A 23,015-nucleotide genomic window follows, 5' to 3' on the forward strand; every position below is an offset into this window, starting at 1 on the left:
TATCGTAAATTAAGAACCGCCTTGGTACGGATCCGTATGCCGGGTGGTGTGGAAGGTCGCCTAGGGAATTAATCCCTAGGCTCCTATCCGATTAGTAAGAAAAGTTATTCAATGTTTTGTGCTGTTTTAGGATTTTAATATTTTATTGTATTAAAAAAAACATATAATATATTTTTTGTATTAATAAAAATTGGAAAATTAAAATAATATGTTAATTTCGTCATGCTATACTAACCAAGACCAATTATATTATGACTAAAAAATTACTTATCCTACTATTTTTTTTAGGTTCATTCTTTCTGCATTCGCAAAACTTAGTTTGGAGAACAAACATGACTGATGCTATTGCAATAAGTAATGAATTAAGAAGACCAATGTTAATTTTATTCACTGCCTCAGGTGTACCCGAAAATCTTCAAAACGAAATCTTTAAAACCCCGGATTTTGCCGTATGGTCCCGTGATAATGTAGTCCTTGTTAAACTGGATTTATCAGATCCTAACGCAGATCAAAGTGATAAAGATCAGAATATCAAATTAAAAAATGCTTTTGGTGTTCAGGACCTGCCGGAAGTTTGTTTTGCAAGTGCTTCGATTCGAAAAAGTAAAACAACATTTAGTGCATTAGGAAAAATTGCTTACAAACCAGGCGGCGCAAAAGCTTGGATAGCAGAATCAAATGCAATTTTGCACCCAAGTGAATAATAAAATTTAAATTAAGTTTCTTAGTTTAATTTGTAGATTCCCTTTTCGTTTTTTAAACGGAAAGGGATATTTTTTTATAGGTCTGTTTCAGCAAGTTAATTAGGAGTTTAGCTATTTAAAACGGATTATTTTTTAGTTTTCTTAAAAAATTAGTGTTTTATTATTGTATTGCTGTTTTTGTTGTTTTTTATGTATTTTGTGTTTGAATATAGCTTGTTTGGTGAGGATATTATGTTAATTTAGTCGCGTAAACCTACTTAAAACCAATTTAATATGACCCAAAAACTACTTATTCTACTCTTATTTTTAGGCTCATTTTTTCTGCATTCACAAAACTTAGTTTGGAAAACAGATATGAATGATGCTATCGTGGCAAGTGATACACAAAAACGACCATTATTGATTTTTTTTACTGCTACCGGTATTTCGACAAGAATCCAGAGCGAAATTTTTGCAACACCGGATTTTGCAGTCTGGTCACGCGACAATGTTATTTTAGTCAAACTGGATTTATCTGATGCTGCAGCATCTGATGTTGTAAAAGAACAAAATGTGAAATTAAAAAATGCTTTGGGTATTGACGAATTGCCACAGGTATGCCTTTTATTGGCTTCTGTCAGAAAGGGAAAGACAACTTTTAATAATATGGGTTTGATTCCTTATAGACAAGGAGGGGCAAAAGTGTGGATAGCAGATGCAAATTCGATCCTGAATCCATAAATAATTTAAGTTAAACTCCTTTAATCTAAAAGACCCCTTTTTGTAGTTTAAGCAAAAAGGGATTTTTTATTTTAATCTCTTTTTTTGATTGTTAGTCAGAACTTTATAAAATAAAGCTTGATTTTTTATTAAACAATTAAAAACCTATGGATTTATTGTTTAATCTGTATTTGTGTGTCTTTTTTAGCATTTTTAATTAATAAATATTAATTTTTAGTGTCATTTGTGTTAAATTGGCTAAATAAATGTAATTTAAAAAAGCCTCATATGATTAAAAAATTACTTGTCCTGCTATTTTTTTTAGGTTCATTTTTAGTTCATTCGCAAAATTTGGTTTGGAAAACAAATATGAATGATGCAATCAAAATGAGCGATGAGCAAAGAAAGCCCTTGTTGATTTTTTTTACTGCAAATGGTATTTCTAAAAGCATACAAAGCGAAGTTTTCGAAACATCAGATTTTCTGGACTGGTCAGGTAAAAATGTTGTTTTATTGAGGCTCGATTTGTCAGATTCTTCAATATCTGATGAAGAGAAAGAACAAAATATTAGATTAAAAGAAGCTTTGGGTATCGAAGAGTTGCCGCAAGTGTGTCTTGCTGCAGCATTTATTAGAAAAAACAGGCCAAGAATCGACAAACTGGGACTGCTCAGTTATAAAGTTGGAGGAGTAAAACAATGGATCTCTGACGCTAAAATAATATTGCTTGGCGAATAAAAGCAAATTTCAATTTAGTTTAATTTATAAAATCCCTTTTCATTTGTAGCGTGAAAAGGGGTGTTATTTTTCAGGCAGGTCGTTTTCCATATTTTCTGGATAGCATATGAATTTGAAGCATCGGCAATTATAATTTTGGGATGTAAATCTTCTAAAATGCGTTCTAAGTTTATTTTCGGTGATTGGGTTAGTATCAAAATATCAGGTTGAATTTTACTTTCGTAAGTTCCTGAACTATCGATTACAAAAATCTTTTTTCCGTTGTAGAATAAAGTGTTTTTAATTCTTTTAGTGGATTTTATTTTACTGAAATTTCCAACTAAATAAGAATTCAAAGCGTTATTTTTAGAAAAAGTGTCTTTTGTAAAGACAGTGATTTCTTTGCCTTTTCGTTTTGAAATCAGTGTGTTTTTCTTTGTGTTGTATACAATTAATTCATTTCCGTTTTCGATTTCTTTTTTTGTGCAGATCAAAGAAGCCTGTAACGAAACTATTGTGATTAGTAAGAATACTAATTTGCTGTACGTTGGTTTTTTACTCCAGATTACAGCTGAGATAATCACTAAATAAAGAGTCAGCAGATAATAAGAATTAAAACTAATATCTCGTATAACAAACCATTCAAACGATGCTACAATGTGAATTGTTTTGTTTAAAAGATAAATGCTTTTTTCGAAAATTTCAATTAATAATATTGGCGGAGAACAGTAAATGGCAATAAGCATTACGATGATTCCCGCAATCATTATAAAGGATAAAAGTGGAATTATAATAATATTGGTAACAAAAAATAAGCCCGGAAATTGATGAAAATAGTACAAGCATAACGGCAGAGTGCCTATCTGAGCAGCAAATGAAACGGTAAGTGCATTCCAGATCGTTATTTGGATTTTGTTTTTAGGAGTCCATATTTTTTTTAATACAGGCTGCAGCCAGACAATAAAAAATAACGCAAGATAACTCAGCTGAAAACCAACATCAAATAAAAAATAAGGTTCAAAAAGTAATATTAGCAACATAGAAACTAATAAGGTATGATAAATACTTCCGCTTCGTCGCAAATGGTTGCCTATTGCCAGAAACGAAAACATTACGACAGAACGTAAAACAGACGGAGATAATCCTGAAATTACAGCAAAAGTTGTGAGAGATAATAAAATAGAAAGCAGTTTTATTAGGGAGCCTTTTCGTGTATTTGGAATTGGTTTTAAAATAAAATTGATAAAAATCATGATAAATCCCACATGCAATCCTGAAACCGAAAGTATGTGAGTCGCTCCTGAATATTGGTAATCCTGAATAATATCTGACGCAATTTCTTGTTGCTGTCCCAGGATAAGAGCCAATGCTACATTCATTTCTTCTTTGTTGAATTTGGCCTTTTCAAGATTGCGGACTATTCGGGAATGAAGTTTGCCGGAGTAGTACCAAATATCTTTTTTGAGTTTTTTATTAATTGTAATTTCAGCTTTGTTAATATAAACCTGAGCATAAATTTGCTTGTTGGCCAGATATTTACTGTAGTCAAATTGGTTTGGATTTTTGTTTGAAGTGTTTTGCTGTAATGTAGTTTTTACTTTTATGACGCTTCCTATAATTGGGTTTTTAAGGCTGTCTTTTTGTATGTTGACAATTATTTTGCCGGAATAAGCCTGATTGTTAATCGTGTTTATTACTACAGTAAAGCGGTCGCTATAGGAGTTGCTTTTGAGTTTTTCCCGTAATGTAAAGGTTATAAATTGTGGCGTTTCGAAGGCTTTTTTGCAATGAATGTAATTGGATTTCTGAAGGGAATTAGTGTGCAGTAATAAAGTTAAAATACCCACGAAGAAAGAAATGAAATAAGTGCTTGAACCAAAAAGGATATTCAGGTTTTTATTTCTTTTAATCGTAAAATAAGAAAGTAAAAAAATAATTAAACCAATACTAAATACTGGAAGGACAACATATATTGACGGTTGACAGTAGTAACAAAATAAAATACCGATAAGAAACCAAATTGTAATTTTTGTTAAAGGAAAATCTAATACTTTCATTTGCTAAAAGTATTAAATATTTTGTAAGAAAAGAATTGTATTTTATTTTTAAGGCAATCTATTCGATAACCCTGTTAATCTGTACATATGAATTTTGATAATAGGCTTCTTTAGTAGACGAAATAATGACTCCTTTTGAAGTAGAAGAATGCACAAATTTTATTTCGGTAGAATTGACTTCGACAATAAGGCCAACATGATTGATTTGTTTACTTCTGTTGGTTTTAAAAAAGATCAAATCACCTTTTTGAGCATCGCTGAATTTGATTATTTTTCCAACCTTTGCCTGTTCATAAGAAGGTCTTGGCAATTTAATATTTTCAGACTCAAATGTAGTATATACTAAACCGGAACAATCATAGCCATTTCTTGTTGTTCCGCCAGCTTTATAGCGAACACCAATATTATCTGTGGCTTTGCTGATCAAATTGTTTACCACGTATTTGTTCTCTTTTTTCGACTCTTTTTTGCTCACAGCAGTCGAAGTCGATTTACAAGAAGCAAAAAGCACTGATAAAAGGAGTAAGATGTATATTTTTTTCAAACCAAAAAATCTTTAAACTTGTTTTAAATCAGCAACAATAAGTTTCGCCGTTTTTTTGCTTGCACCAACTCCGCCTAATTTTTGCTCAAGGATATCATAATTCTTAAGCAGTTTTTCGCGATAATTCGGTTCCAGTAATTTTTGTAATTCTTCTTTGATTCGTTTTGTATTGCAATCGCTCTGAATCAATTCAGTTACAACCTCCTCGTCCATGATTAAATTCACCAGAGAGATGTATTTTAGAGTAATAATACGTTTTGCAATTTGATAAGAAATAGTACTTCCTTTATAACAAACTACTTCCGGAACTTTAAAAAGAGCCGTTTCAAGAGTTGCAGTTCCTGAAGTTACCAAAGCCGCAGTCGAAGAACGCAATAAATCATAGGTTTTATTCGAAATGAACTTAATGTTTTTATTGCTGATAAATTGTTGGTAAAACTCAAAATCCTGACTAGGAGCTCCTGCGATTACAAATTCATAATCCTGAAAATCATCGACAACACTTAGCATGACACTCAGCATTTTGGTAATTTCCTGTTTTCGGCTTCCGGGCAAAACCGCAATAATAGGTTTTTCGCCTAACTGGTTTTCTTTTCTAAAAGTAGCTTCATCAAAAGGCGGCTGATTCTGAATAGCATCAATTAATGGATGCCCAACGAATTCTACAGGAAAATGATGTTTGTCCTCATAGAAGCTTTTTTCGAAAGGTAAAATCACAAACATTTTATCAACGTCATGTTTGATCGCTTTAATTCGGTTTTCCTTCCAGGCCCAAATTTGAGGTGAAATATAATAATGAGTTTTATAATTTAATTCCTTGGCCCATTTTGCAATACGCATATTGAATCCCGGATAATCAATAAAAATCAAAACATCAGGTTGAAATTCCAGAATGTCTTTTTTGCAAATTTTGATATTGTTTAAAATGGTTTTCAGATTAAAAATCACTTCAATAAAACCCATAAATGCCAATTCACGATAGTGTTTTACTAAAGTTCCTCCGGCTTTTTGCATTAAATCACCTCCCCAAAATCTAATATCAGCCTGAGGATCTTCCTCATATAAAGCTTTCATTAAATTAGAACCATGCAGATCTCCGGAAGCTTCGCCAGCTATTATGTAATATTTCATATAAATTTTCTTGAAAGTGTGCTCCAATAATCAAACACAACATTTTTTTGCATAGCAAAGATAAGATTTAAATAAATAAAGTAGAAATTGCAAGAACAATCACTGCAAGAACAACACCTCTTGCCATGAGTTCCTCATTTCTTTTTAACAGAATTCCAAAAACCGCAAGATCCAATACTGTTCCTATAGTGATTACTTTTCCCATGTATCCTTGCTGTTTTATGGTTTGAATTCCTGTAGAGATGTCAAACTTTGTAAAAAAAGCAACAAATAAATAACTGCCTAATAATGCAGTAAAAATCCCGATGATAAAACCAATAAGGATGTCTTTCTTACTCATTTAAGTTCCATGTATTAAGGAGTTGCATAGAATGATGTGCCGTTAGGTCAAATTGCACCGGAACTACAGAAATATAACCATTTTCTAAAGCCCATTCATCAGTATCTTCACCTTGGTCTTCGTTAGTAAATTTGCCTGTAAGCCAGTAATAATCTTTACCGTGAGGTGTTTGGCGCTTGTCGAATTTCTGTGCATAGTACGCTTTCGCCTGACGGCAAATTTTGATTCCCTTAATCTCTTCTTCTTTTAGTTTCGGGAAATTAACGTTCAGAACAACACCCGGAGGAAGCTTGTTTTTAAGCGTTTCCAAAGTGATTTTTTTTACGAATGATTTTATTTGTTCAAAATCAGCATTCCAGTCAAAGTCTAAAAGGGAGAATCCAATGGCCTGAATTCCTTCTATTCCTGCCTCGACAGCAGCACTCATGGTTCCGGAATAAATTACATTTATAGAAGAATTTGTACCGTGATTAATACCTGAGACACATAGATCAGGTTTTCTTTTTAGGATTTCATTTACTGCCAGTTTTACACAATCAACAGGAGTTCCTGAGCAGCTGTATTCGGTTATAGGATCTTCTTCTTTCGAAATTTTGTCAAGAAATAAAGTGTTGTTTATGGTAATTGCATGACCCATTGCGCTTTGAGGTTTGTCCGGAGCTACTACAACTACCTCTCCAATAGTTTCCATAACACTTATCAGAGCCCTGATTCCGGGTGCTAAGATACCATCATCATTGGTTACTAATATTAGGGGTTTTTCATTTTTCATGCTGTGATATTTATTCTGATTTGTCAAAATTAAGACTTATAAAAACAAATGTAGTAACAGATTTTAGTAGAATACTAACAAATAAGTAAAAATTGTAAACTAAATTCAAGAAGACTTTTGAGCGTCAAACATTTTTATATCTTTAACAAAAAATTATAGTGAACTTGGCAAGTTGACATAATTTTTACAGTTAACTTAGATTAAAAAATTTGATGAATGCTATTATTAAGTTTATGAAAAGAAATTATAAAATACTTATAGCCGTATTATGCTTGTCTTTAACCTTATTTGCTTTTAAAATTAATGCAGATAAGTCAGTTGATCCGGACCCGAACAGAGATAAAACACTTTTAGAATTACTTGCATTTGTTATTGAAAAAGGACATTATAGTCCTGCGGAAATAAATGATGAATTTTCTAAAGGAATTTTTAAAGATTACGTAAATGCACTGGATCCTTCAAAAAGATTCTTCTTACAGTCTGATATTGATGAGTTTAAGCAATATGAGCTGCAATTAGATGATCAGTTTTTGAATAAGGATTTAACGTTTTTCAATCTTACTTACACAAGATTGATGAAACGTATGGAAGAAAGCAAAAAACGTTATAAAACGATTTTAGCTCAGCCATTTAATTATGATGTTGATGAAACTTTCAATGCTGATTATGATAAGCTGCCTTATGCAAAAAATGCGACAGAGATTAATGAAAGATGGAGAAAACAAATTAAATTGTCGACACTTTCTTCACTTGTAACGAAGCAAAAACTAGAAGAAGATAAAAAGAAAGCAGATCCTAATTATAAGGAAAAATCTTTCGAGACTCTGGAAAAAGAAACTCGTGATAGTTCTTTAAAATCATTAGATGATAACTTTAGCCTTATTAAAGATCTTAATAAAGAAGATTGGTTTTCTGTATATGTAAACTCAATTATGAGTCGTTTTGATCCGCATACAAGTTATTTTGCTCCGGAAGAAAAAGATCGTTTTGATGTAAATATCAGTGGAAAACTAGAAGGTATCGGAGCAAGATTAACCAAGAAAAATGATTTCACTCAAATAGATGAGTTAATTTCCGGCGGACCAGCCTGGAAAGGAAAACAACTGGAAGCAGGAGATTTAATCTTGAAAGTAGCACAAGGAAACGAAGAGCCTGTAGATGTTGTAGGGATGCGTCTGGATGATGTTGTGAAAAAAATTAAAGGTCACAAAGGAACAGAAGTAAAACTAACAGTTAAAAAAGTAGACGGAACTATCAAAGTAATTTCGATTGTCAGAGATATTGTCGAAATTGAAGAAACCTATGCTAAATCTAGTATTGTAGAAAGAAACGGATTGAAATATGGTGTGATTTATTTACCTAAATTTTATATCGATTTTGAAAATAAAGACGGTCGTGATGCAGGAAAAGATATCGCTCTTGAAGTTGAGAGATTGAAAAAAGAAGATATCAGCGGTATTGTACTTGACGTTCGTGATGACGGAGGTGGATCTTTATCTACAGTGGTTGATATTGCAGGTTTATTTATTGAAGACGGACCAATTGTTCAGGTAAAATCAGCAGGTAAAAAGAAAGAAGTTTTATACGATAAAGATAAAAAAATCGAGTGGGACGGACCATTAGTAATTATGGTAAACAGCTTCTCAGCTTCGGCATCAGAGATTTTGGCTGCTGCAATTCAGGATTACAAAAGAGGTGTGATCATTGGTAGTAAACAAACTTACGGAAAAGGAACTGTGCAAAATGTTCTGGATTTAAATCAATTCGTTCGTAATGCCAATTATGGTGATTTGGGAGCATTGAAAATTACAGGACAAAAGTTTTACAGAATCAACGGAGGTTCAACTCAATTAGAGGGTGTTCATAGTGATGTTGTTATGCCGGATCGTTATGCTTACCTAAAAATGGGAGAGCGTGATAATGAAAATGCTATGCCATGGGATAAGATTGATCCAGCGGATTATACTACGTGGAAATCGAATGAGAATTTTGCTAAAGCAATTGGCAATAGTAAGAATAGAATCGCTCAAAATGCACAATTCAAATTAATTGAAGACAATGCAAAATGGATCGATGTTAAAAACAAAGAGAACACTTACAGCTTAAATATCAATAGCTTTAAAGCAACTCAGGAGCAAGTTGAAAAAGAAGGTAAAAAATACAAACCAATTTCAGATTATAAAAATGATCTGGTTTTTAAATCTTTGCCATACGAAGAACTTGAAATGAAAAGTGATGCGAGCTTAAAAGAAAAAAGAGATGCATGGCATCAGTCATTGTCTAAAGATATTTATGTAGAAGAGGCATTGAATGTTTTAGATGATTTGCAATCTAAAGGTGGTGTCGCAAAAGGATCTGTTTCTCCTAAAATGAAAAAGGATAAATTAGTAAAATCTTAATTCTTTAAAGGATTAATTTGTTAGAAAACGCTTCAAAAAGTACTGCTTTTTGGAGCGTTTTTTTTGTAAGTTTAACTCAAAATTAAATACGGATAAATGAGGAATTGTATTGTTTTAGGTTTGATGGTCTTTGCATTATTGTCATGCAAAAAAGAAATGAGTGATAATGTTATGATTCAGGAAAAGGAATCTGGTTTTGTTTCCGGTCAAAATAGTACAGACTCACTGTATACATTTGCCTATCTGCCAAGTTCTACAACCAGACAAATTGTAAAACATCAATATTATACACTTTCTTATAATGAAAAGTTTGAGCAGGCTGAATGGGTTGCTTATGAATTAAAGAAAGAATACCTGAAAAATTCAAATTACAAACGTCCTTATTTTATTGAAGATCCAAAGGTAACAACACGTTCTGCAGATTGGAGAAATTACAAAAATTCAGGCTATGATAAAGGACATCTTTGTCCTGCCGGCGACATGGAATTTGATCAGAATGCTTATAATGATACCTTTTATACTTCAAATATTTCACCTCAGGATCATGATTTTAATAGCGGAATCTGGAATAGACTGGAGCAAAAAACACGCTATTGGGCAGATAAATACAATGATATTTATGTAGTAACAGGAGGGATTCTGAAAGATTCAGATAAAAAAATAGGAACAGAAAAAGTAGCTGTTCCTAAATATTTTTATAAAATTGTCCTCGCTAAAACGGGAAAAGAGCATAAAGCGATTGCTTTTTTGATTCCAAATGAGGACAGCAAGAAATCGCTTTATGATTTTGTAGTTCCAATTGAGACTTTAGAAAAAATGACAGGAATTGATTTCTTTCCCAATTTAAAAAACAGTAAGGATTTTTAGGATAGCGCTGCTTTCATAAGAACTCATTACTAAAGATATTTAGCGCAAAATAAACACGAATTAGTTGGTAAAATAATGTCACAAACTAAGTTAGCGTAATTAAACTTTGTGCAAGTTCTTACAATTGGTGTTTATAATATTTTTGTCTATAATAGTAGCTATTGGAACAGTCATCAGAATTGGAAAATTACAAGTTTTTTTGTGCTTTTCCCGGGTTAAATAGCATATAACTTAATAAGGCTAAAATCCAGACACCAATTCCTCCGTACAATAATACCATCTCAAAACCATGGGCAAGAGCTGCATGTAAAACAGATCCGGAAGAGTCTAAGATATTCAATTCCGGAAAATCCTGATTCAGGGACGAAAAGTTTCCGGCTGCCACTTTTTCTGCAATAGTGTGCAAGGCTGTTTTATTAAGAGATCCTGCAAAAGCAGCATTCAGATAAGAATAAATTCCCTCGACCAGAATAAAGCCCATTAATGCAATGTTAATAGATAGTGCAATCATTCTTGCGCTCATATCGATACCGGATGCCATACCAGCCCGATTACTCGAAACTGAACCTGTGGTGGTATTGGTCACCGGAGTATTAGTAAAACCAAGTCCAATACCGGCCATCAAAGAACCCGGAAGCATTGTAACCCAACTTGGATTGTCTGCAATCATACCATATCGCATCAAAATAAACCCTAATCCTAATATAAAAAGGCCAAATGGAATTACGATTCCTGAACGATATCGAACCGAAAAATATTCGGCAAATGGAGGAATGATTAAAGTAGGCAGCGTGTAGGCAAGCAAAGAAAGTCCTACTGAGACCACATCATATCCTAAATAGGTTTGAAAATAAATAGGCAAATAAATTATAAAGGGCCAGAAGCTGAAATTCATTCCTATAGAACCCATGATTGCGCCCGAAAAATCACGTATTTTGAATACAGAAAAATCAAACATGGGATATTCATTTGTTTTTTCGACCCATATAAATAAGATAAAACTTATTGCTGCAACAATTATACTGCCCAAAGCTATTGGGCTTGTGAAACCTAGATCCGGTCCTTGTGTAATAAAATAAATTAAGCCAAAAATAGCTGCCGACAAGGTAATCATACCCCAAATGTCGATTTTTTTAGCATGAGAATCCTTAGACTCGTCTACATAACCGTAAACCAAAGCCACGGCAAGAATAGCAATGGGAAAATGAATTAGAAAGACCCATTCCCACGATAATAATGCTATTATTGATCCGCCAATAATAGGTCCGAACCCTAATCCGACACCAAGAATAATTCCCCAGATACTAAATGCCCTGCTGCGTTCCTTTCCTTCCTGAAATTGATGGGATAAAGTGGCTACCTGACAAATTAACATTGCCCCGCCGCTTACTCCCTGAAAAAAACGGCTAATAACCAGAAACGTTATATTTTGAGCGAGACCGCAAGCTAAAGAAGAAATCCCAAATAAAATTAAGGTTATTATAAGAATGCGTTTTCGGCCATATCGATCAGCAAGAGTTCCTGCGGCCATTAGAACCGTAGTACAGCCAATAGTATAAATATTCATGATCCATTGCATGTCTCTAAGGTTCGCTTTTAGTACTTTTTCTAATGTTGGGAGTATTACGGGAACACTTGAGATTTCGAGAGAAAACATTAATGTAGCCAGGCAAATGGCGATTAAGGCAATTGTGTTTTTGGTTGAGGAAATTTTTTGCTCCATTTCTTATGTTGTTTTATGTTTGGCAAAAATAAACTGCTATAAGATGTTATTTCAGTACTATTTTGTTATAAAAAGGTATCTTTGCAGGATGAGAAAAGAAAACATGCATCAATCTGTCGAAGTGCTTTATAAAAAAGTAGATGAATGCCCAATTGTAAATTCACAATTTAGTTTCTTTCAATTGGTATATGTTATTTCAGGAAATGGATTTCTTCATATCAACGGCAATTGTATTTCTTATCAAACAGGGAATCTGATGTTGCTTACTCCAAATGACTATCACACATTTGATATTACAAATACAACTGAGTTTTTGTTGGTAAAGCTTAATAGCGAATATGTAAAAGAGTACAGGTCTAAAAGTATTGATCATATCGAATGTTTGTTGCATTATGCAACGCATTTGTCAGGCTGTATTTTGAATAGAAAAGAAGACGAGTTTCTTGTCAGTTCAATATCAGAATCGTTAGTACATGTTATAAACAGCAAAGATATTTATGATGAGGATTTAATAATTCACTATGTAAATGCGCTAATTGTAATTGCCGCAAGAAACATTGCAAAAATAAAACCACTGGGAATAAAAGAAAGTGCTGATAAAAGAATTCTTGAAATCATCAATTATATTCAGGCTAATATTTTCTGTCCTCAAAAAATAAAGGTCTCCGTTATAGCAGAGAAATTTGATATATCAGATTCCTATTTAGGAAGTTATTTTAAAAATCATTGTGGCGAAACGATCCAGTCTTTTGTCTCCAATTATAAAATAAGATTAATAGAGCACCGCTTAAGTTTTAGCGATATGAGGATCAATGAAATTGTAGATGAATTTGGTTTTTCTGACGAAAGCCATCTCAATAAATTTTTCAAGAAACATAGAAATATAAGCCTCACAGGATATCGAAAAGCTAAGATTCTGTTGGCTTAATTTTCGCTCTAAATGGATACAAAAAAAGCCGAAGATTACTCTTCGGCTTCTGTTATTTTTATCAGTTTTGAGCTTAGAAAGCAGTCAAAGCTTTTAATTCTGCAATAGTCTGAGTTGGATTCTCTGCTTTAAAAACAAAGCTTCCTGCAACTAATACATCAGCACCGGCTTCTACCAATTGTTTGGCATTTTTGCTCGTTACACCACCATCAATTTCGATAATTGTAGAAGCATTTTTGCGGGTAATTAAAGCTTTTAGCTTTTTAACTTTATCATAAGTGTTTTCTATAAATGATTGTCCTCCAAAACCTGGATTCACGCTCATAATGCAAACTAAGTCAATATCGTTTATTACGTCTTCCAGCAAATCAATATTAGTATGAGGATTAATCGCTACTCCGGCTTTCATTCCTTCTGCTTTGATTGCCTGAAGAGTTCTGTGAAGGTGAGTACACGCTTCATAATGAACAGTTAGGTTATTTGCACCTAAATCTGCAAAAGTTTTGATATATCTGTCCGGATCAACAATCATCAAATGAACGTCGATTGTTTTTTTTGCATGTCTTGAAATTGCTTCTAAAACCGGCATTCCAAAAGAAATATTAGGAACAAAAACACCATCCATAATATCAATATGAAACCAATCAGCCTGACTGTTATTGATCATTTCGATATCACGTTGTAAATTGGCAAAATCAGCTGCAAGAACAGAAGGAGCAATAAGTGTATTCTTCATTGTGTAGTTGTGTGTAGTGTTATTTTTGCAAAAGTAAGACTTTAGTTTTTGTTTACAATGAAATTAGATTTCATTTTTTATGAACCATTAAGAGATTAAGCTAATTAAGTTTAGTTTGCTTAATTAGCTTATTTTAAATTCATTGATAATTTAACTTTATGAAGCTTAATATGTTAATGGTTAAAATAAACACAATAAAAAACTCCGGTAATCAGCCGGAGTTTCAATCATCAATCAAAAAACGAACAGTCAATCAAACTGTTGTTTGCGTTAAAAAAATTCCAAGTTTTAAGTTTCAAGTTACTCAAAGTAGCCTGAAACCTGAAACCTGAAACAAATATTTTTTATCCTAAGTAAGTTTTAAGAATTTTACTTCTTGAAGTATGTTTTAATCTACGGATTGCTTTTTCTTTAATCTGACGAACACGCTCACGAGTAAGGTCGAAAGTTTCTCCAATTTCTTCTAAAGTCATTGGGTGCTGATCGCCAAGACCAAAATACAAACGAACAACATCTGCCTCTCTTGGAGTTAATGTTTCTAATGAGCGCTCGATTTCAGTACGTAATGATTCGTGAATTAACTCTCTGTCCGGGTTTGGAGATTCTCCAGAACGTAAAACGTCATAAAGGTTAGAATCTTCACCTTCAACAAGAGGTGCATCCATTGATAAGTGACGACCGGAGTTTTTCATAGACTCTTTTACGTCATTTACAGTCATGTCAAGTTCTTTTGCAATTTCTTCAGCAGAAGGCGGACGCTCGTTAGATTGCTCTAATAAAGCATACATCTTGTTGATTTTATTGATAGAACCAATTTTGTTTAATGGTAAACGAACAATACGGGATTGTTCAGCCAAAGCCTGAAGGATCGATTGACGAATCCACCATACAGCATAAGAGATGAATTTGAAACCACGAGTTTCATCAAAACGCTGAGCAGCTTTGATCAAACCTAAGTTTCCTTCATTAATTAAATCCGGAAGAGTTAATCCTTGATTTTGATATTGTTTAGCAACCGATACAACGAAACGCAGGTTGGCTTTTGTTAATTTTTCTAAAGCTTTTTGATCACCAGCCTTTATTCTTTGTGCTAATTCTACCTCTTCATCAGCGGTAATTAGGTCAACTTTTCCAATTTCTTGTAGGTATTTGTCTAACGATGCAGTTTCACGATTGGTTACCTGCTTGGTGATTTTAAGTTGTCTCATGTTTTTTGTCTCCTCAATTTTTAAGTGTACAAGTAGTTATACGTAAAGAGATGCGAAAAGGTTACAATATTTTTTATTTTTTTATTTTTCTAATAAAAAGAAAGCTCTTATTTGAGAATTGTTAAAGTTCTAATTCAGGCTTGAGCCCTTTATATCGATGATTTCTTTGATGAAAACGGGTTTTCCGGTGGACGAAAATCCTTCTAAAATTATTTCGAATTTACCTGAAACATCAGATGCGTAAAACTTTATTTTTGAATCAGCGGCACTTAAATCTACTTTTGGCAACCATAATAACTGATGTCTGTAATCAGGAATTCTGGCATTTTTAGGAGTGGCATAATCAGGACTGAAATATTCTTTTTTAGACTGAGGTCTCAAAAGCTCCGGTCTTATGATAAAACTTCCTTTAAGTTTTGTTTCATAATCTCCGTTTTTGGTAGTAAACGCAACCACACCATTAAAAGATTTTGAGCCATAATAGTAGATTCCTTTTACAACATTGATTTTATAAATATTTTTAGGATTATAGGCAAAGAGTTCATTCAGGTCTTCTATTATTAATCCGTCAACAATGATTAGTGGAGGCAGCTCAGATTCGTAATTTTGGTCGAAGTCGTAAACATGAATCGCATAGTTGTTTTTGTTCTTTGTATAGTACGTACCGTAGACAACCTCAGTTATAGTTTCCTGTACCGTTGGAAATCTTGTATAATCATCTAGTTTGTATTCTTTTGATAAATTACTGTAAAAAGGAATCGTATCGTTTGAAGATAATATGCTGTCTTTTTTGATGTTGTAATAAGCATTCTCTATTTGACTCGCGATTAACCTTTCGGAAATGTTTTGTTTGAATTCTGAATTGAAGGAAAGAGTAGGGAATGTCAGGCTTGAGAAATCGAGATCTTTTGGTTTGTCTATTTCAATAGTATAATCCTGTTTGTTGTCTTCGATGATTTGAACAACGAGATTTGAACCGGTATTGGATTTTCCCAGATTAAAAATGAATCTGCTTTCAGCATCAGTTTTGGTTAATTTTAAAACATAATTTTTGCCTACTATAGACAGGGCAACTTTTTTATTTTTAGTGTCTGAACTGGCGGAGGATATTTTTCCTGAAATTATTTCACCACGTAATTCCGGTAGAATATAATTGGTATTGTGTATTGCATTATCAGAGTTTTTATTGAGATTGCTTATTTGCAATTCTTTGAAGTTGGTTTTGTTTTGAGATAAAAAACCATCCGCTTTTTTTATTGAAAGGCTATAGTTGCCCTTGGTAAAATCATCAGAATTTGTTTTTATTTTAAAAGCTATTAAATCCCTGTTTGTATATGTTTTGCTTGTTAAGTCAAAAGATATATTTTCATCAGTTGCATTTTCTGAAAGATTTGATTCTTTCTGAGAAATTGTGTTTGTTACTTTTTCTTTATAGGGATTTACAATATAGAGATCGATATTGCAATATTCCGCAGCTCTTTTGTTTAGCATCCAATTGGTATAACCAATTAGTTTATAGTTTCCTGTTTCGAGCGTTGTAGGAATAAAAAAATCACTATTAGCCGTGCCGTCTTCAAGAAATAACTTATGAGTAAAAACGGTTTTTTTATTGCTGTCGATCAGTTGTAGGTAGGCAATCTTGCTGTATTTCGAAACTTGATTTGTTGATTTGTCGATACAGAAAACCTTGTACAATAAAGTTTCTCCCGTAAGATACGCATTAGCATTTGTGCTGATATAAAGCGACTCGTTTAGCGTTTTGTCTATCTCATTGAGTTCAGTAATAGAATTGGTTTTTTGAGCAAACGAACTTTGCTGTAAACTAATTGCCAGAGCTACGAGTAATATGTATTTTAATCTATCCAAAATAATGGTTTTATATTTGATGAAAATGAAGTGCAGTCTCCGCATTCTATAGGATATAATATATAGTCTCCGCTTTCGTCAGGAAAGTATGTTCTTAGTCCGCTTGCCAATAAGTTTAGAATTACATCTCCTTGGCAAGGCGGTTCATCAAAGCAATATTTATAAATATAGCTGTCCTTATCTGCTACAGGAATTGGAGCCGGACAATCATACTGATATTTTGGGATAAACTGCCCGGGAAGAACATCAATAAAATTGAAAAATAATCTCTTTTCTGAATAAGAAGATACCTCAAAATAACCAATTACTTTTTCTCCGGGGTTGTCAACCGGATTAATGTTTCCGTAAAAGAAACCGGGCTGGGTTTGTGATAAAATACTTCCGTTATTTGATATTTCTTTCAATGTTTCAAAGAAAGTATGAGCAGCAAGACTCTGAACATATTGTTTGACTAATATGCTATATCTGCTTCTGATAATAGGATCTTTACTGCTAATGAATCTCACAGGAAAATTAATTACTCTGTCCTCGCTCAGCTGGTTGGTATTTGTTAAGATTAATTCATTTGATTTCTGGCTTAAATAACAAATTCGGGCTTCTGAGGTTCTGTCTTCAAAAACGACTTTTCCTCTTGGTTTTGTACCGGGAGTAAAAAGAACCGGAACAGCTTTTTGATAATACCATTTAGGGGCAACAACCCTATAGGTTTCTTCGTATTCGTACCTGTAATATCTTGATTTATTGGTAGGATCTGCACTGTTTACGGTAATTTCGACACCAAGTTCACCATTTTTTGTTACCGCTTTAGATTCTAAACTGTTAATCTGGGTTTGTTGCGGCAATTTTTCTGTAGTCGAAACATAAGATCTTCCATTGCTTGTGCGAACATGCAATTGATATTGTCTGTCCGGACTTGCCTGAAATTGATCTGAAGAAACATACAAATCTTTAGTTTCCTGAAAATCATATTTAGTGCCAAGATCATCCGTTATAAACACTGTTGCTTTAGTCTCGAAGGTTGGTGTTTTTTCTTCAAGTTTATAGGTTCGGGATAATTTTATTTCCTGATGCTTATATTCATTAGTAATTGTTGCTTCTATCACAATAGCATCTTCAAACCCATTGGTCTGATACTGATAAGGTGTCGTACAGCCCAATACCGAAGAAAGAACTAATAGTACAAGAAATCTATATAGGAAGATTTTTTTCATAACCTTTTAAAATTTAAAATTATAGGTAATAGTTGGTATCGGCACCGAGAAAATAGAAGTCTGGTAGGCTTTTACCTGGCCTTCTTTAGTCACAAAAAAGATAGAGTACGGATTGTTTCGGCCTAATACATTATAAACAGAAATATTCCAGAAACTGTGAGCCAGTTTTTTTATTTTGTGATTCCCCTCAATATTTAATCCAATATCTAATCTGTAATAATCCGGTATTCTGTATCTGTTACGATCACTATACATCGTGTATTCTGCTCCGTTATACGTATATTTTCCAATAGGATATGTAATTGGACGTCCGGTTTGATAAACAAAATTCGAAGAAAAACTATAGCGATGAGTGATCTTATAATTCATTACGATACTCACATCATGAGGTTTATCAAAATTCGTTGGAAAGAAAGCACCATTGTTTACTTTTTCATCATTAAACTGACTGTCCAGTTTTATAAATGTTCTGGAATAAGTGTATCCAATCCAGCCATTAAGTCTTCCTGTTGATTTTTTTAGTAAAAACTCAATACCATACGCCTTACCATTTCCTTGTAATAATTCTGTTTCTAAATTTTCATTTAAAAGAATGTTTGCACCCACCTTATAATCTAATATGTTTTTAGATGTTTTATAATAACCCTCCAGGCTCAACTCAATATCTTTATAGTCTAGTTTTTTAAAGATCCCCAGAGAATACTGCAAGCCGCTTTCAGGTTTTACATTCAGGTCAGACAGTTTCCAGGTGTCAGTAGGCGATTGGGTTGTATTGTTCGTCAGGAGATGAATGTATTGATAGTTTTTATCAAAACCGGCTTTAACGAACAGGCTTTCATCAAAAATATAACGTAATCCTATTCGGGGTTCAAACCCTCCGGAAGAATTTATGACTTCATTATTCGCATAAACTTTTTCTTCTGTTACAGTCGACGGAGTTTTGGGAACGCCCTCTTGATAAATTTTTTGAGTAGAAGGGCCAAGAGCTGCATAATAAGAATATCGGGCACCAATGTCTAACAATAATTTTTCGGTGATTTTATATTTGTCAGAGAAAAACAAAGCCGATTCCAGACCTTTTTCATCGTCAATTTTTATAGAATTCACTAAGGATGATGCTCCGTTTGGATTAATTTCTCCCGGATTGACTTTGTATAATTTACTGGCTATTCCGTAAGTTAATCTGTGTTTGCTGTTCAACTCACTATTGAATTTCAGGCTTGCCTGAGTTTCGTTTATTTTATATTTAAAAATAAAAGATTCAGGATTCGCTGATTCATAATCAATGCTAAATTTATATTCACTGTTCGTCACATTAAGCTCACTGTTGTTTTTCTCGTTAAAAGAATGTTTCCATTTCAAAGAAACAAGACTGTTGCTGTACCTGTACAAAGAGTCAGGCGTTATGCTGTATTTGTCTTTACTATAATAACCCGTAGCCTCAACTGAATTGTTTTTATTTATTTTGTGACTGTATTTTGCAAATAAATCATAGAATGATGCCTGGCTATTTTTCAGGTTCTCATCGTCTAATGATTTTAAAATCCAATCAGAGTATGTGGCTCTTCCGCCCACTAACAAACTCGCTTTTCCTTTTACAACAGGAATAGAAGCAGTAAGATTACTCGTTACAGGACCAATACCTCCTTCTCCGGAAAATTTTTCAGTGTTGCCGTTTTTAGAAGTGATATCAAAAACAGAAGACAATCGGCCTCCAAATTCTGATGGTATGCCGCCTTTATAAATATCAACTTTATTTATCGTGTAGGGATTAAGAGAAGAGAAAAATCCAAAAAGATGAGCAGGATTGTAAATGGTTCCGTTATCCAGCAACATCAAGTTTTGATCTTCTTTTCCGCCTCGTACATTAAATCCTGAAGAACCTTCTCCAGCCGTTTTTATTCCCGGAATGGTTAAGGCAATTTTTAGTACATCTCTTTCTCCCAGAACCAACGGAACGGTTTTTATGCCCTCGGCTTCAATTGTTGTAACGCCTGTTATGGCAGTTCTGATGTTCTGACTGTTCTTTCCTTTTACAATAACCTCTTTTAATTGATTTATTTTTTCGATTATAGAAAAATCTAACGTTCCGTTACTATAGATCATTATTTTTCGGGAAGTATTATTGTACAAAATCGACTGAATTTCGATCGTAGCCAAACCTACCGGAAGTTTTAAACTATAAAATCCTTCACTATTAGTTATCGTTGATATTTCCGTATTTTTTACCTTAACAGTTACATCTCCTAATTTTTTGTCATCTTTTAGATCTGTTATATGACCGGAAAGCGTATAAAAATCAATCTCAGTATCTATCGTTTCCTTACCGATTAATGCGATTGGAGCTGTTTTTTCGGCTTTGTTTTTGGTAACCGAGTCGTATTGCTGAAAAAACACCGGGACATTTATATCCTTTGTTTTAGTATTCTGAAACGTATTATAAATGATGCTGTTTTTTGTTAAGATGATCCTGTTCTTATCCATAAAGAAGTTAAGGTCAGTATCTTCAAAAACTTTAGTCAAAACATCCTGGAACGGTTTGTTCGAAAAATTTCCTGACACTAATATCGTCGTATCAAACCAATCGTCCTGAAAATAGAACCTGTAATCAGTAGAAGTTTCTATTTTTTTTAAAACATCTATCCTGTTGATGTTGCTGTAACTAAGGTTGATATTGTTTTTTTGATCTTGTGAATAGAGCAATGGATTAAAACCGAAAAATAATAAAAAGATGATAAATATTCTCATTTGGCTAATTTCTACTGATTTTAATTATTGATATATTTTAAAAGATTCTTTGTGAATAGCGGAATATTCTCTTTTTTTAAGTTTCTATAAGTAAGGTAGAAATCATTTATTTTTCTTTTGCTGTCAGGGAACAATGCTATGATTTCTTTTTTATCATTGGCGGGGTAAAATTTGCCTTCTTTAAGTATGATAAATTCATGTTTGGGTATGAATTCTATTAAATCAATTTCTTGGTTGCTGTTTTTCTTCCTGTCTTTATAATATTTTATATAAAGAACAATGTTATTTCCTGCCGGAACCTCCTGATAGTATCCTTTTCTAAAAATGGCAGAATTAAATTCTTTAAGGTTGACAAATTTTTCAGTTCCTATTTTAAAAGAGCTGATGTTATTTTTAATAAGATTGATTTTTGTGGTGTTTTGGTCACCATACGGTTTTAGAACCAGTTCATCGCTATAAGTGTCAAGATTTAGAAGCAAATCAAAATATTCCTGATCGTTATAACGAATGCTTCCTTTTATAAAATCCTGCGAAATATAATAGCGATTGTGACCACTGATGGCCCTGTCAAAGTTTAAATGGGCAGGTCCGTTTTCAAATTCCAGCGATTCTACACCAAGGTTTTTATCGAACCAATTGTAGGCAGTGATTTCATTGCTGGTTTGGCAATAAATGGCGGGAGTATTTAATAATATTCCAAATAGAATAAAAGAAAGAGACTTTTTTTGAAGTTTTTTCAAAGGATTGGTGGTTTGAATGTTTTGGTATAGCTTTCCAAAAATATCAAAAAAATGTTAATATTTGATTTATTTTTATTAATATTTGTTATTTTAATGTGAATTTTGAGTAAAATAAGGGCTTGGTCTAAAATAAAAAAAACACCCAGACTTAAAAAAATTAAGCTGTAGTGTTTTTTAGCGAAAAAAGGGGCAAACTTTTTTATTCGGATAAGTCATCATATGCATCAAGCATATCATCGAATATTTTTTTTAATGATTTTATATAAATCGGAAATGCAATGAATAATAATATATATTCCTTTCTGAAAACAGTAACGTCATCAAGAATTTCATATAAGCTAGGAATAATTAATGTTAATGAAACCGCAACACCAACCCACGGATTATCTTTTATTTTTTTTAAAATGTCTAAAATTTTCATGTCTGCTTGTTTGGTTATTGCAATTTTCATTTTAGGCTATCTTGATTTTGGGGTTTCTAAGGGTAAATGTAATTTTGATTTCCCCGTTTGGTATAAAAAATGTCACGAAAGCCTTTTTTTATGTCATGAAATCTGGAGAACTTCTTTTGGATTGGGATATTTCTTTCAAAACAAAAAATCCTCCCGGGATGGAGAGGATTTTTAGAAATGTTTTTCGGATTGGTTTTTTAAGATAAAATATTCATTTTCTTTAAAAAATCTTTATACGTATCGCTAAGATTTATTTTATGATCGCCTTTCAGGATAATCAGATTATCTGCCAGAATAATCTCTTCGATTTTATCTGTATTGACAATCGTATTGCGGTGTGTTTTTACGAATTTATTCTTATCTAATAAATTACTGATTTTAGTCAGTGAGATCTGAATGACAAATTTTTCCTTTTCAGTAATGATATTGCAATAACGTTCTTCGACTTCAATATAGATAATGTCATTTAAGGCTACTTTTTTCAGAGAGCTTTTTTTCTTTATAAACAAGTAATCATTGCTAATCACGGTATCTTGTTCTTCGCTCATGAAAACATTTGTTTGAGCATAGAATTTTTCTACAGCCATTTCGATCGCATATAGAATTTCAAGTTCATTAAATGGTTTCATCAAAAAGCTAAAAGGTCTTGTGAGTTTAGCCCTTTCAAAAATTTGACGGTCTTGCGAACTGGTCAAAAACACGAATGGTTTCGAAGCATTAGGAATAATATTGATGGATTCTGCAAAAGTTATTCCGTCTGGTTTCCCGTCCAGAAAAACATCGATGATAATAATGTCTACAGGACTTTCGTAAAAAAGTTTTAATGCGTCTGTAAAATTTGCAGCAACTCCCGCAACGTTATAATTGTTTTCAAGTAAAACCTTGATAAGGGCATCACTTTGTTCAGGAGTATCTTCTATGATTAATACATTGATATTATCCATTGTTTATTGTTTTTGGAAGGCAAGCAGGTATGTGGTATTTTAAAGAAGTAAAGTAAAGAATTATTATAGAGAAAATGATTGTTTAAAAAAGGATTTTTTCAGGATGTTTGTTTCAAACAAAAAGACATATAGTTTTTTTTAAGATCAGTCAGGCTTATTTATGTTAGAGCATGCGCTAAAATGAAACCCCAATGTTTCTATTTAAAGAAAGATTGGGGTTTGTAAATATT

At 32.9% G+C, this 23,015-nt stretch carries 20 protein-coding genes; 6 read left to right on the top strand and 14 right to left on the bottom strand.

The features are described 5' to 3' along the window. Window positions 1–251 precede the first annotated feature (251 nt). The 3 genes from ACQKCJ_RS12790 to ACQKCJ_RS12800 all read left to right on the top strand — a co-directional run bounded on the left by ACQKCJ_RS12790 (window position 252) and on the right by ACQKCJ_RS12800 (window position 2,141). Window positions 252–704, top strand: a complete 453-nt coding sequence (locus ACQKCJ_RS12790; protein WP_271336937.1) for a thioredoxin family protein — start codon at window positions 252–254, stop codon at window positions 702–704. Between the two features lie 273 nt (window positions 705–977). Beyond that, the gene (locus ACQKCJ_RS12795; protein WP_271336938.1) at window positions 978–1,424 is read left to right on the top strand and encodes a thioredoxin family protein; all 447 of its coding nucleotides are present in this window, start codon (window positions 978–980) and stop codon (window positions 1,422–1,424) included. A 267-nt stretch (window positions 1,425–1,691) separates the two neighbouring features. Continuing rightward, the gene (locus tag ACQKCJ_RS12800; RefSeq protein ID WP_427402117.1) at window positions 1,692–2,141 is read left to right on the top strand and encodes a thioredoxin family protein; all 450 of its coding nucleotides are present in this window, start codon (window positions 1,692–1,694) and stop codon (window positions 2,139–2,141) included. A gap of 14 nt (window positions 2,142–2,155) precedes the next feature. Here ACQKCJ_RS12800 and ACQKCJ_RS12805 read toward each other — a convergent pair whose 3' ends face one another. The 5 genes from ACQKCJ_RS12805 to surE all read right to left on the bottom strand — a co-directional run bounded on the left by ACQKCJ_RS12805 (window position 2,156) and on the right by surE (window position 6,964). Continuing rightward, window positions 2,156–4,177: a ComEC/Rec2 family competence protein gene (locus ACQKCJ_RS12805; RefSeq protein ID WP_427402118.1), complete on the bottom strand. Its 2,022-nt coding sequence runs from the start codon at window positions 4,175–4,177 to the stop codon at window positions 2,156–2,158. A gap of 58 nt (window positions 4,178–4,235) precedes the next feature. Next, window positions 4,236–4,721, bottom strand: a complete 486-nt coding sequence (locus tag ACQKCJ_RS12810) for a C40 family peptidase (protein ID WP_271336941.1) — start codon at window positions 4,719–4,721, stop codon at window positions 4,236–4,238. A gap of 12 nt (window positions 4,722–4,733) precedes the next feature. Further along, a complete protein-coding gene (gene lpxB, locus ACQKCJ_RS12815) occupies window positions 4,734–5,852 on the bottom strand; it encodes a lipid-A-disaccharide synthase (protein WP_271336942.1) in 1,119 nt (372 codons plus the stop codon). 67 nt (window positions 5,853–5,919) lie between these two features. Next, window positions 5,920–6,192 carry a hypothetical protein gene (locus ACQKCJ_RS12820; RefSeq protein WP_271336943.1) on the bottom strand — a complete coding sequence of 91 codons (273 nt, stop codon included), beginning with the start codon at window positions 6,190–6,192 and terminating at the stop codon, window positions 5,920–5,922. Then, window positions 6,185–6,964, bottom strand: a complete 780-nt coding sequence (surE, locus tag ACQKCJ_RS12825) for a 5'/3'-nucleotidase SurE (protein ID WP_271336944.1) — start codon at window positions 6,962–6,964, stop codon at window positions 6,185–6,187. The genes ACQKCJ_RS12820 and surE overlap by 8 nt, the downstream gene beginning before the upstream one ends. 212 nt (window positions 6,965–7,176) lie before the next feature. On the opposite strand from surE, the gene ACQKCJ_RS12830 reads away from it, so the two are divergent. Both ACQKCJ_RS12830 and ACQKCJ_RS12835 read left to right on the top strand, forming a co-directional pair. After that, entirely contained in the window at window positions 7,177–9,363 is a 2,187-nt protein-coding gene (locus ACQKCJ_RS12830) for a carboxy terminal-processing peptidase (RefSeq protein WP_271336945.1), read from the top strand. Between the two features lie 96 nt (window positions 9,364–9,459). After that, the gene (locus ACQKCJ_RS12835) at window positions 9,460–10,230 is read left to right on the top strand and encodes a DNA/RNA non-specific endonuclease (protein WP_427402119.1); all 771 of its coding nucleotides are present in this window, start codon (window positions 9,460–9,462) and stop codon (window positions 10,228–10,230) included. Window positions 10,231–10,417: 187 nt separating this feature from the next. Here the strand turns inward: ACQKCJ_RS12835 and ACQKCJ_RS12840 are convergent, their stop codons facing one another. Continuing rightward, window positions 10,418–11,953 carry an MFS transporter gene (locus tag ACQKCJ_RS12840; RefSeq protein ID WP_271336947.1) on the bottom strand — a complete coding sequence of 512 codons (1,536 nt, stop codon included), beginning with the start codon at window positions 11,951–11,953 and terminating at the stop codon, window positions 10,418–10,420. Between the two features lie 88 nt (window positions 11,954–12,041). On the opposite strand from ACQKCJ_RS12840, the gene ACQKCJ_RS12845 reads away from it, so the two are divergent. Beyond that, a complete protein-coding gene (locus ACQKCJ_RS12845) occupies window positions 12,042–12,881 on the top strand; it encodes an AraC family transcriptional regulator (protein ID WP_271336948.1) in 840 nt (279 codons plus the stop codon). 73 nt (window positions 12,882–12,954) lie between these two features. Here the strand turns inward: ACQKCJ_RS12845 and rpe are convergent, their stop codons facing one another. The 8 genes from rpe to ACQKCJ_RS12885 form a co-directional block, all read right to left on the bottom strand. Beyond that, entirely contained in the window at window positions 12,955–13,617 is a 663-nt protein-coding gene (rpe, locus tag ACQKCJ_RS12850) for a ribulose-phosphate 3-epimerase (protein WP_271336949.1), read from the bottom strand. Window positions 13,618–13,961: 344 nt separating this feature from the next. Next, window positions 13,962–14,825, bottom strand: a complete 864-nt coding sequence (locus ACQKCJ_RS12855; RefSeq protein ID WP_140508168.1) for a sigma-70 family RNA polymerase sigma factor — start codon at window positions 14,823–14,825, stop codon at window positions 13,962–13,964. 129 nt (window positions 14,826–14,954) lie between these two features. Then, the gene (locus ACQKCJ_RS12860) at window positions 14,955–16,691 is read right to left on the bottom strand and encodes a hypothetical protein (protein WP_271336950.1); all 1,737 of its coding nucleotides are present in this window, start codon (window positions 16,689–16,691) and stop codon (window positions 14,955–14,957) included. After that, entirely contained in the window at window positions 16,679–17,902 is a 1,224-nt protein-coding gene (locus tag ACQKCJ_RS12865) for a DUF4249 domain-containing protein (RefSeq protein WP_427402120.1), read from the bottom strand. The genes ACQKCJ_RS12860 and ACQKCJ_RS12865 overlap by 13 nt, the downstream gene beginning before the upstream one ends. Before the next feature lie 6 nt (window positions 17,903–17,908). After that, a complete protein-coding gene (locus ACQKCJ_RS12870) occupies window positions 17,909–20,650 on the bottom strand; it encodes a TonB-dependent receptor (protein WP_427402121.1) in 2,742 nt (913 codons plus the stop codon). A gap of 20 nt (window positions 20,651–20,670) precedes the next feature. Then, window positions 20,671–21,390 carry a hypothetical protein gene (locus ACQKCJ_RS12875; protein ID WP_271336953.1) on the bottom strand — a complete coding sequence of 240 codons (720 nt, stop codon included), beginning with the start codon at window positions 21,388–21,390 and terminating at the stop codon, window positions 20,671–20,673. Between the two features lie 199 nt (window positions 21,391–21,589). Further along, window positions 21,590–21,841, bottom strand: a complete 252-nt coding sequence (locus ACQKCJ_RS12880; RefSeq protein ID WP_271336954.1) for a hypothetical protein — start codon at window positions 21,839–21,841, stop codon at window positions 21,590–21,592. A gap of 197 nt (window positions 21,842–22,038) precedes the next feature. Beyond that, window positions 22,039–22,785 carry a LytR/AlgR family response regulator transcription factor gene (locus ACQKCJ_RS12885; protein WP_271336955.1) on the bottom strand — a complete coding sequence of 249 codons (747 nt, stop codon included), beginning with the start codon at window positions 22,783–22,785 and terminating at the stop codon, window positions 22,039–22,041. Window positions 22,786–23,015: the final 230 nt, after the last annotated feature.

Source organism: Flavobacterium sp. NPDC079362, assembly GCF_050267765.1.
GTDB lineage: Bacteria > Bacteroidota > Bacteroidia > Flavobacteriales > Flavobacteriaceae > Flavobacterium > Flavobacterium azizsancarii.

Coding starts and splice junctions, on each gene's coding strand:
- ACQKCJ_RS12805 (WP_427402118.1), bottom strand. CDS start 4,177: ATGAAAGTATTAGATTTTCCTTTAACAAAAATTACAATTTGGTTTCTT.
- ACQKCJ_RS12800 (WP_427402117.1), top strand. CDS start 1,692: ATGATTAAAAAATTACTTGTCCTGCTATTTTTTTTAGGTTCATTTTTA.
- ACQKCJ_RS12885 (WP_271336955.1), bottom strand. CDS start 22,785: ATGGATAATATCAATGTATTAATCATAGAAGATACTCCTGAACAAAGT.
- ACQKCJ_RS12820 (WP_271336943.1), bottom strand. CDS start 6,192: ATGAGTAAGAAAGACATCCTTATTGGTTTTATCATCGGGATTTTTACT.
- ACQKCJ_RS12840 (WP_271336947.1), bottom strand. CDS start 11,953: ATGGAGCAAAAAATTTCCTCAACCAAAAACACAATTGCCTTAATCGCC.
- ACQKCJ_RS12845 (WP_271336948.1), top strand. CDS start 12,042: ATGAGAAAAGAAAACATGCATCAATCTGTCGAAGTGCTTTATAAAAAA.
- ACQKCJ_RS12855 (WP_140508168.1), bottom strand. CDS start 14,825: ATGAGACAACTTAAAATCACCAAGCAGGTAACCAATCGTGAAACTGCA.
- ACQKCJ_RS12790 (WP_271336937.1), top strand. CDS start 252: ATGACTAAAAAATTACTTATCCTACTATTTTTTTTAGGTTCATTCTTT.
- ACQKCJ_RS12835 (WP_427402119.1), top strand. CDS start 9,460: ATGAGGAATTGTATTGTTTTAGGTTTGATGGTCTTTGCATTATTGTCA.
- rpe (WP_271336949.1), bottom strand. CDS start 13,617: ATGAAGAATACACTTATTGCTCCTTCTGTTCTTGCAGCTGATTTTGCC.
- ACQKCJ_RS12795 (WP_271336938.1), top strand. CDS start 978: ATGACCCAAAAACTACTTATTCTACTCTTATTTTTAGGCTCATTTTTT.
- surE (WP_271336944.1), bottom strand. CDS start 6,964: ATGAAAAATGAAAAACCCCTAATATTAGTAACCAATGATGATGGTATC.
- ACQKCJ_RS12880 (WP_271336954.1), bottom strand. CDS start 21,841: ATGAAAATTGCAATAACCAAACAAGCAGACATGAAAATTTTAGACATT.
- lpxB (WP_271336942.1), bottom strand. CDS start 5,852: ATGAAATATTACATAATAGCTGGCGAAGCTTCCGGAGATCTGCATGGT.
- ACQKCJ_RS12870 (WP_427402121.1), bottom strand. CDS start 20,650: ATGAGAATATTTATCATCTTTTTATTATTTTTCGGTTTTAATCCATTG.
- ACQKCJ_RS12830 (WP_271336945.1), top strand. CDS start 7,177: ATGAATGCTATTATTAAGTTTATGAAAAGAAATTATAAAATACTTATA.
- ACQKCJ_RS12865 (WP_427402120.1), bottom strand. CDS start 17,902: ATGAAAAAAATCTTCCTATATAGATTTCTTGTACTATTAGTTCTTTCT.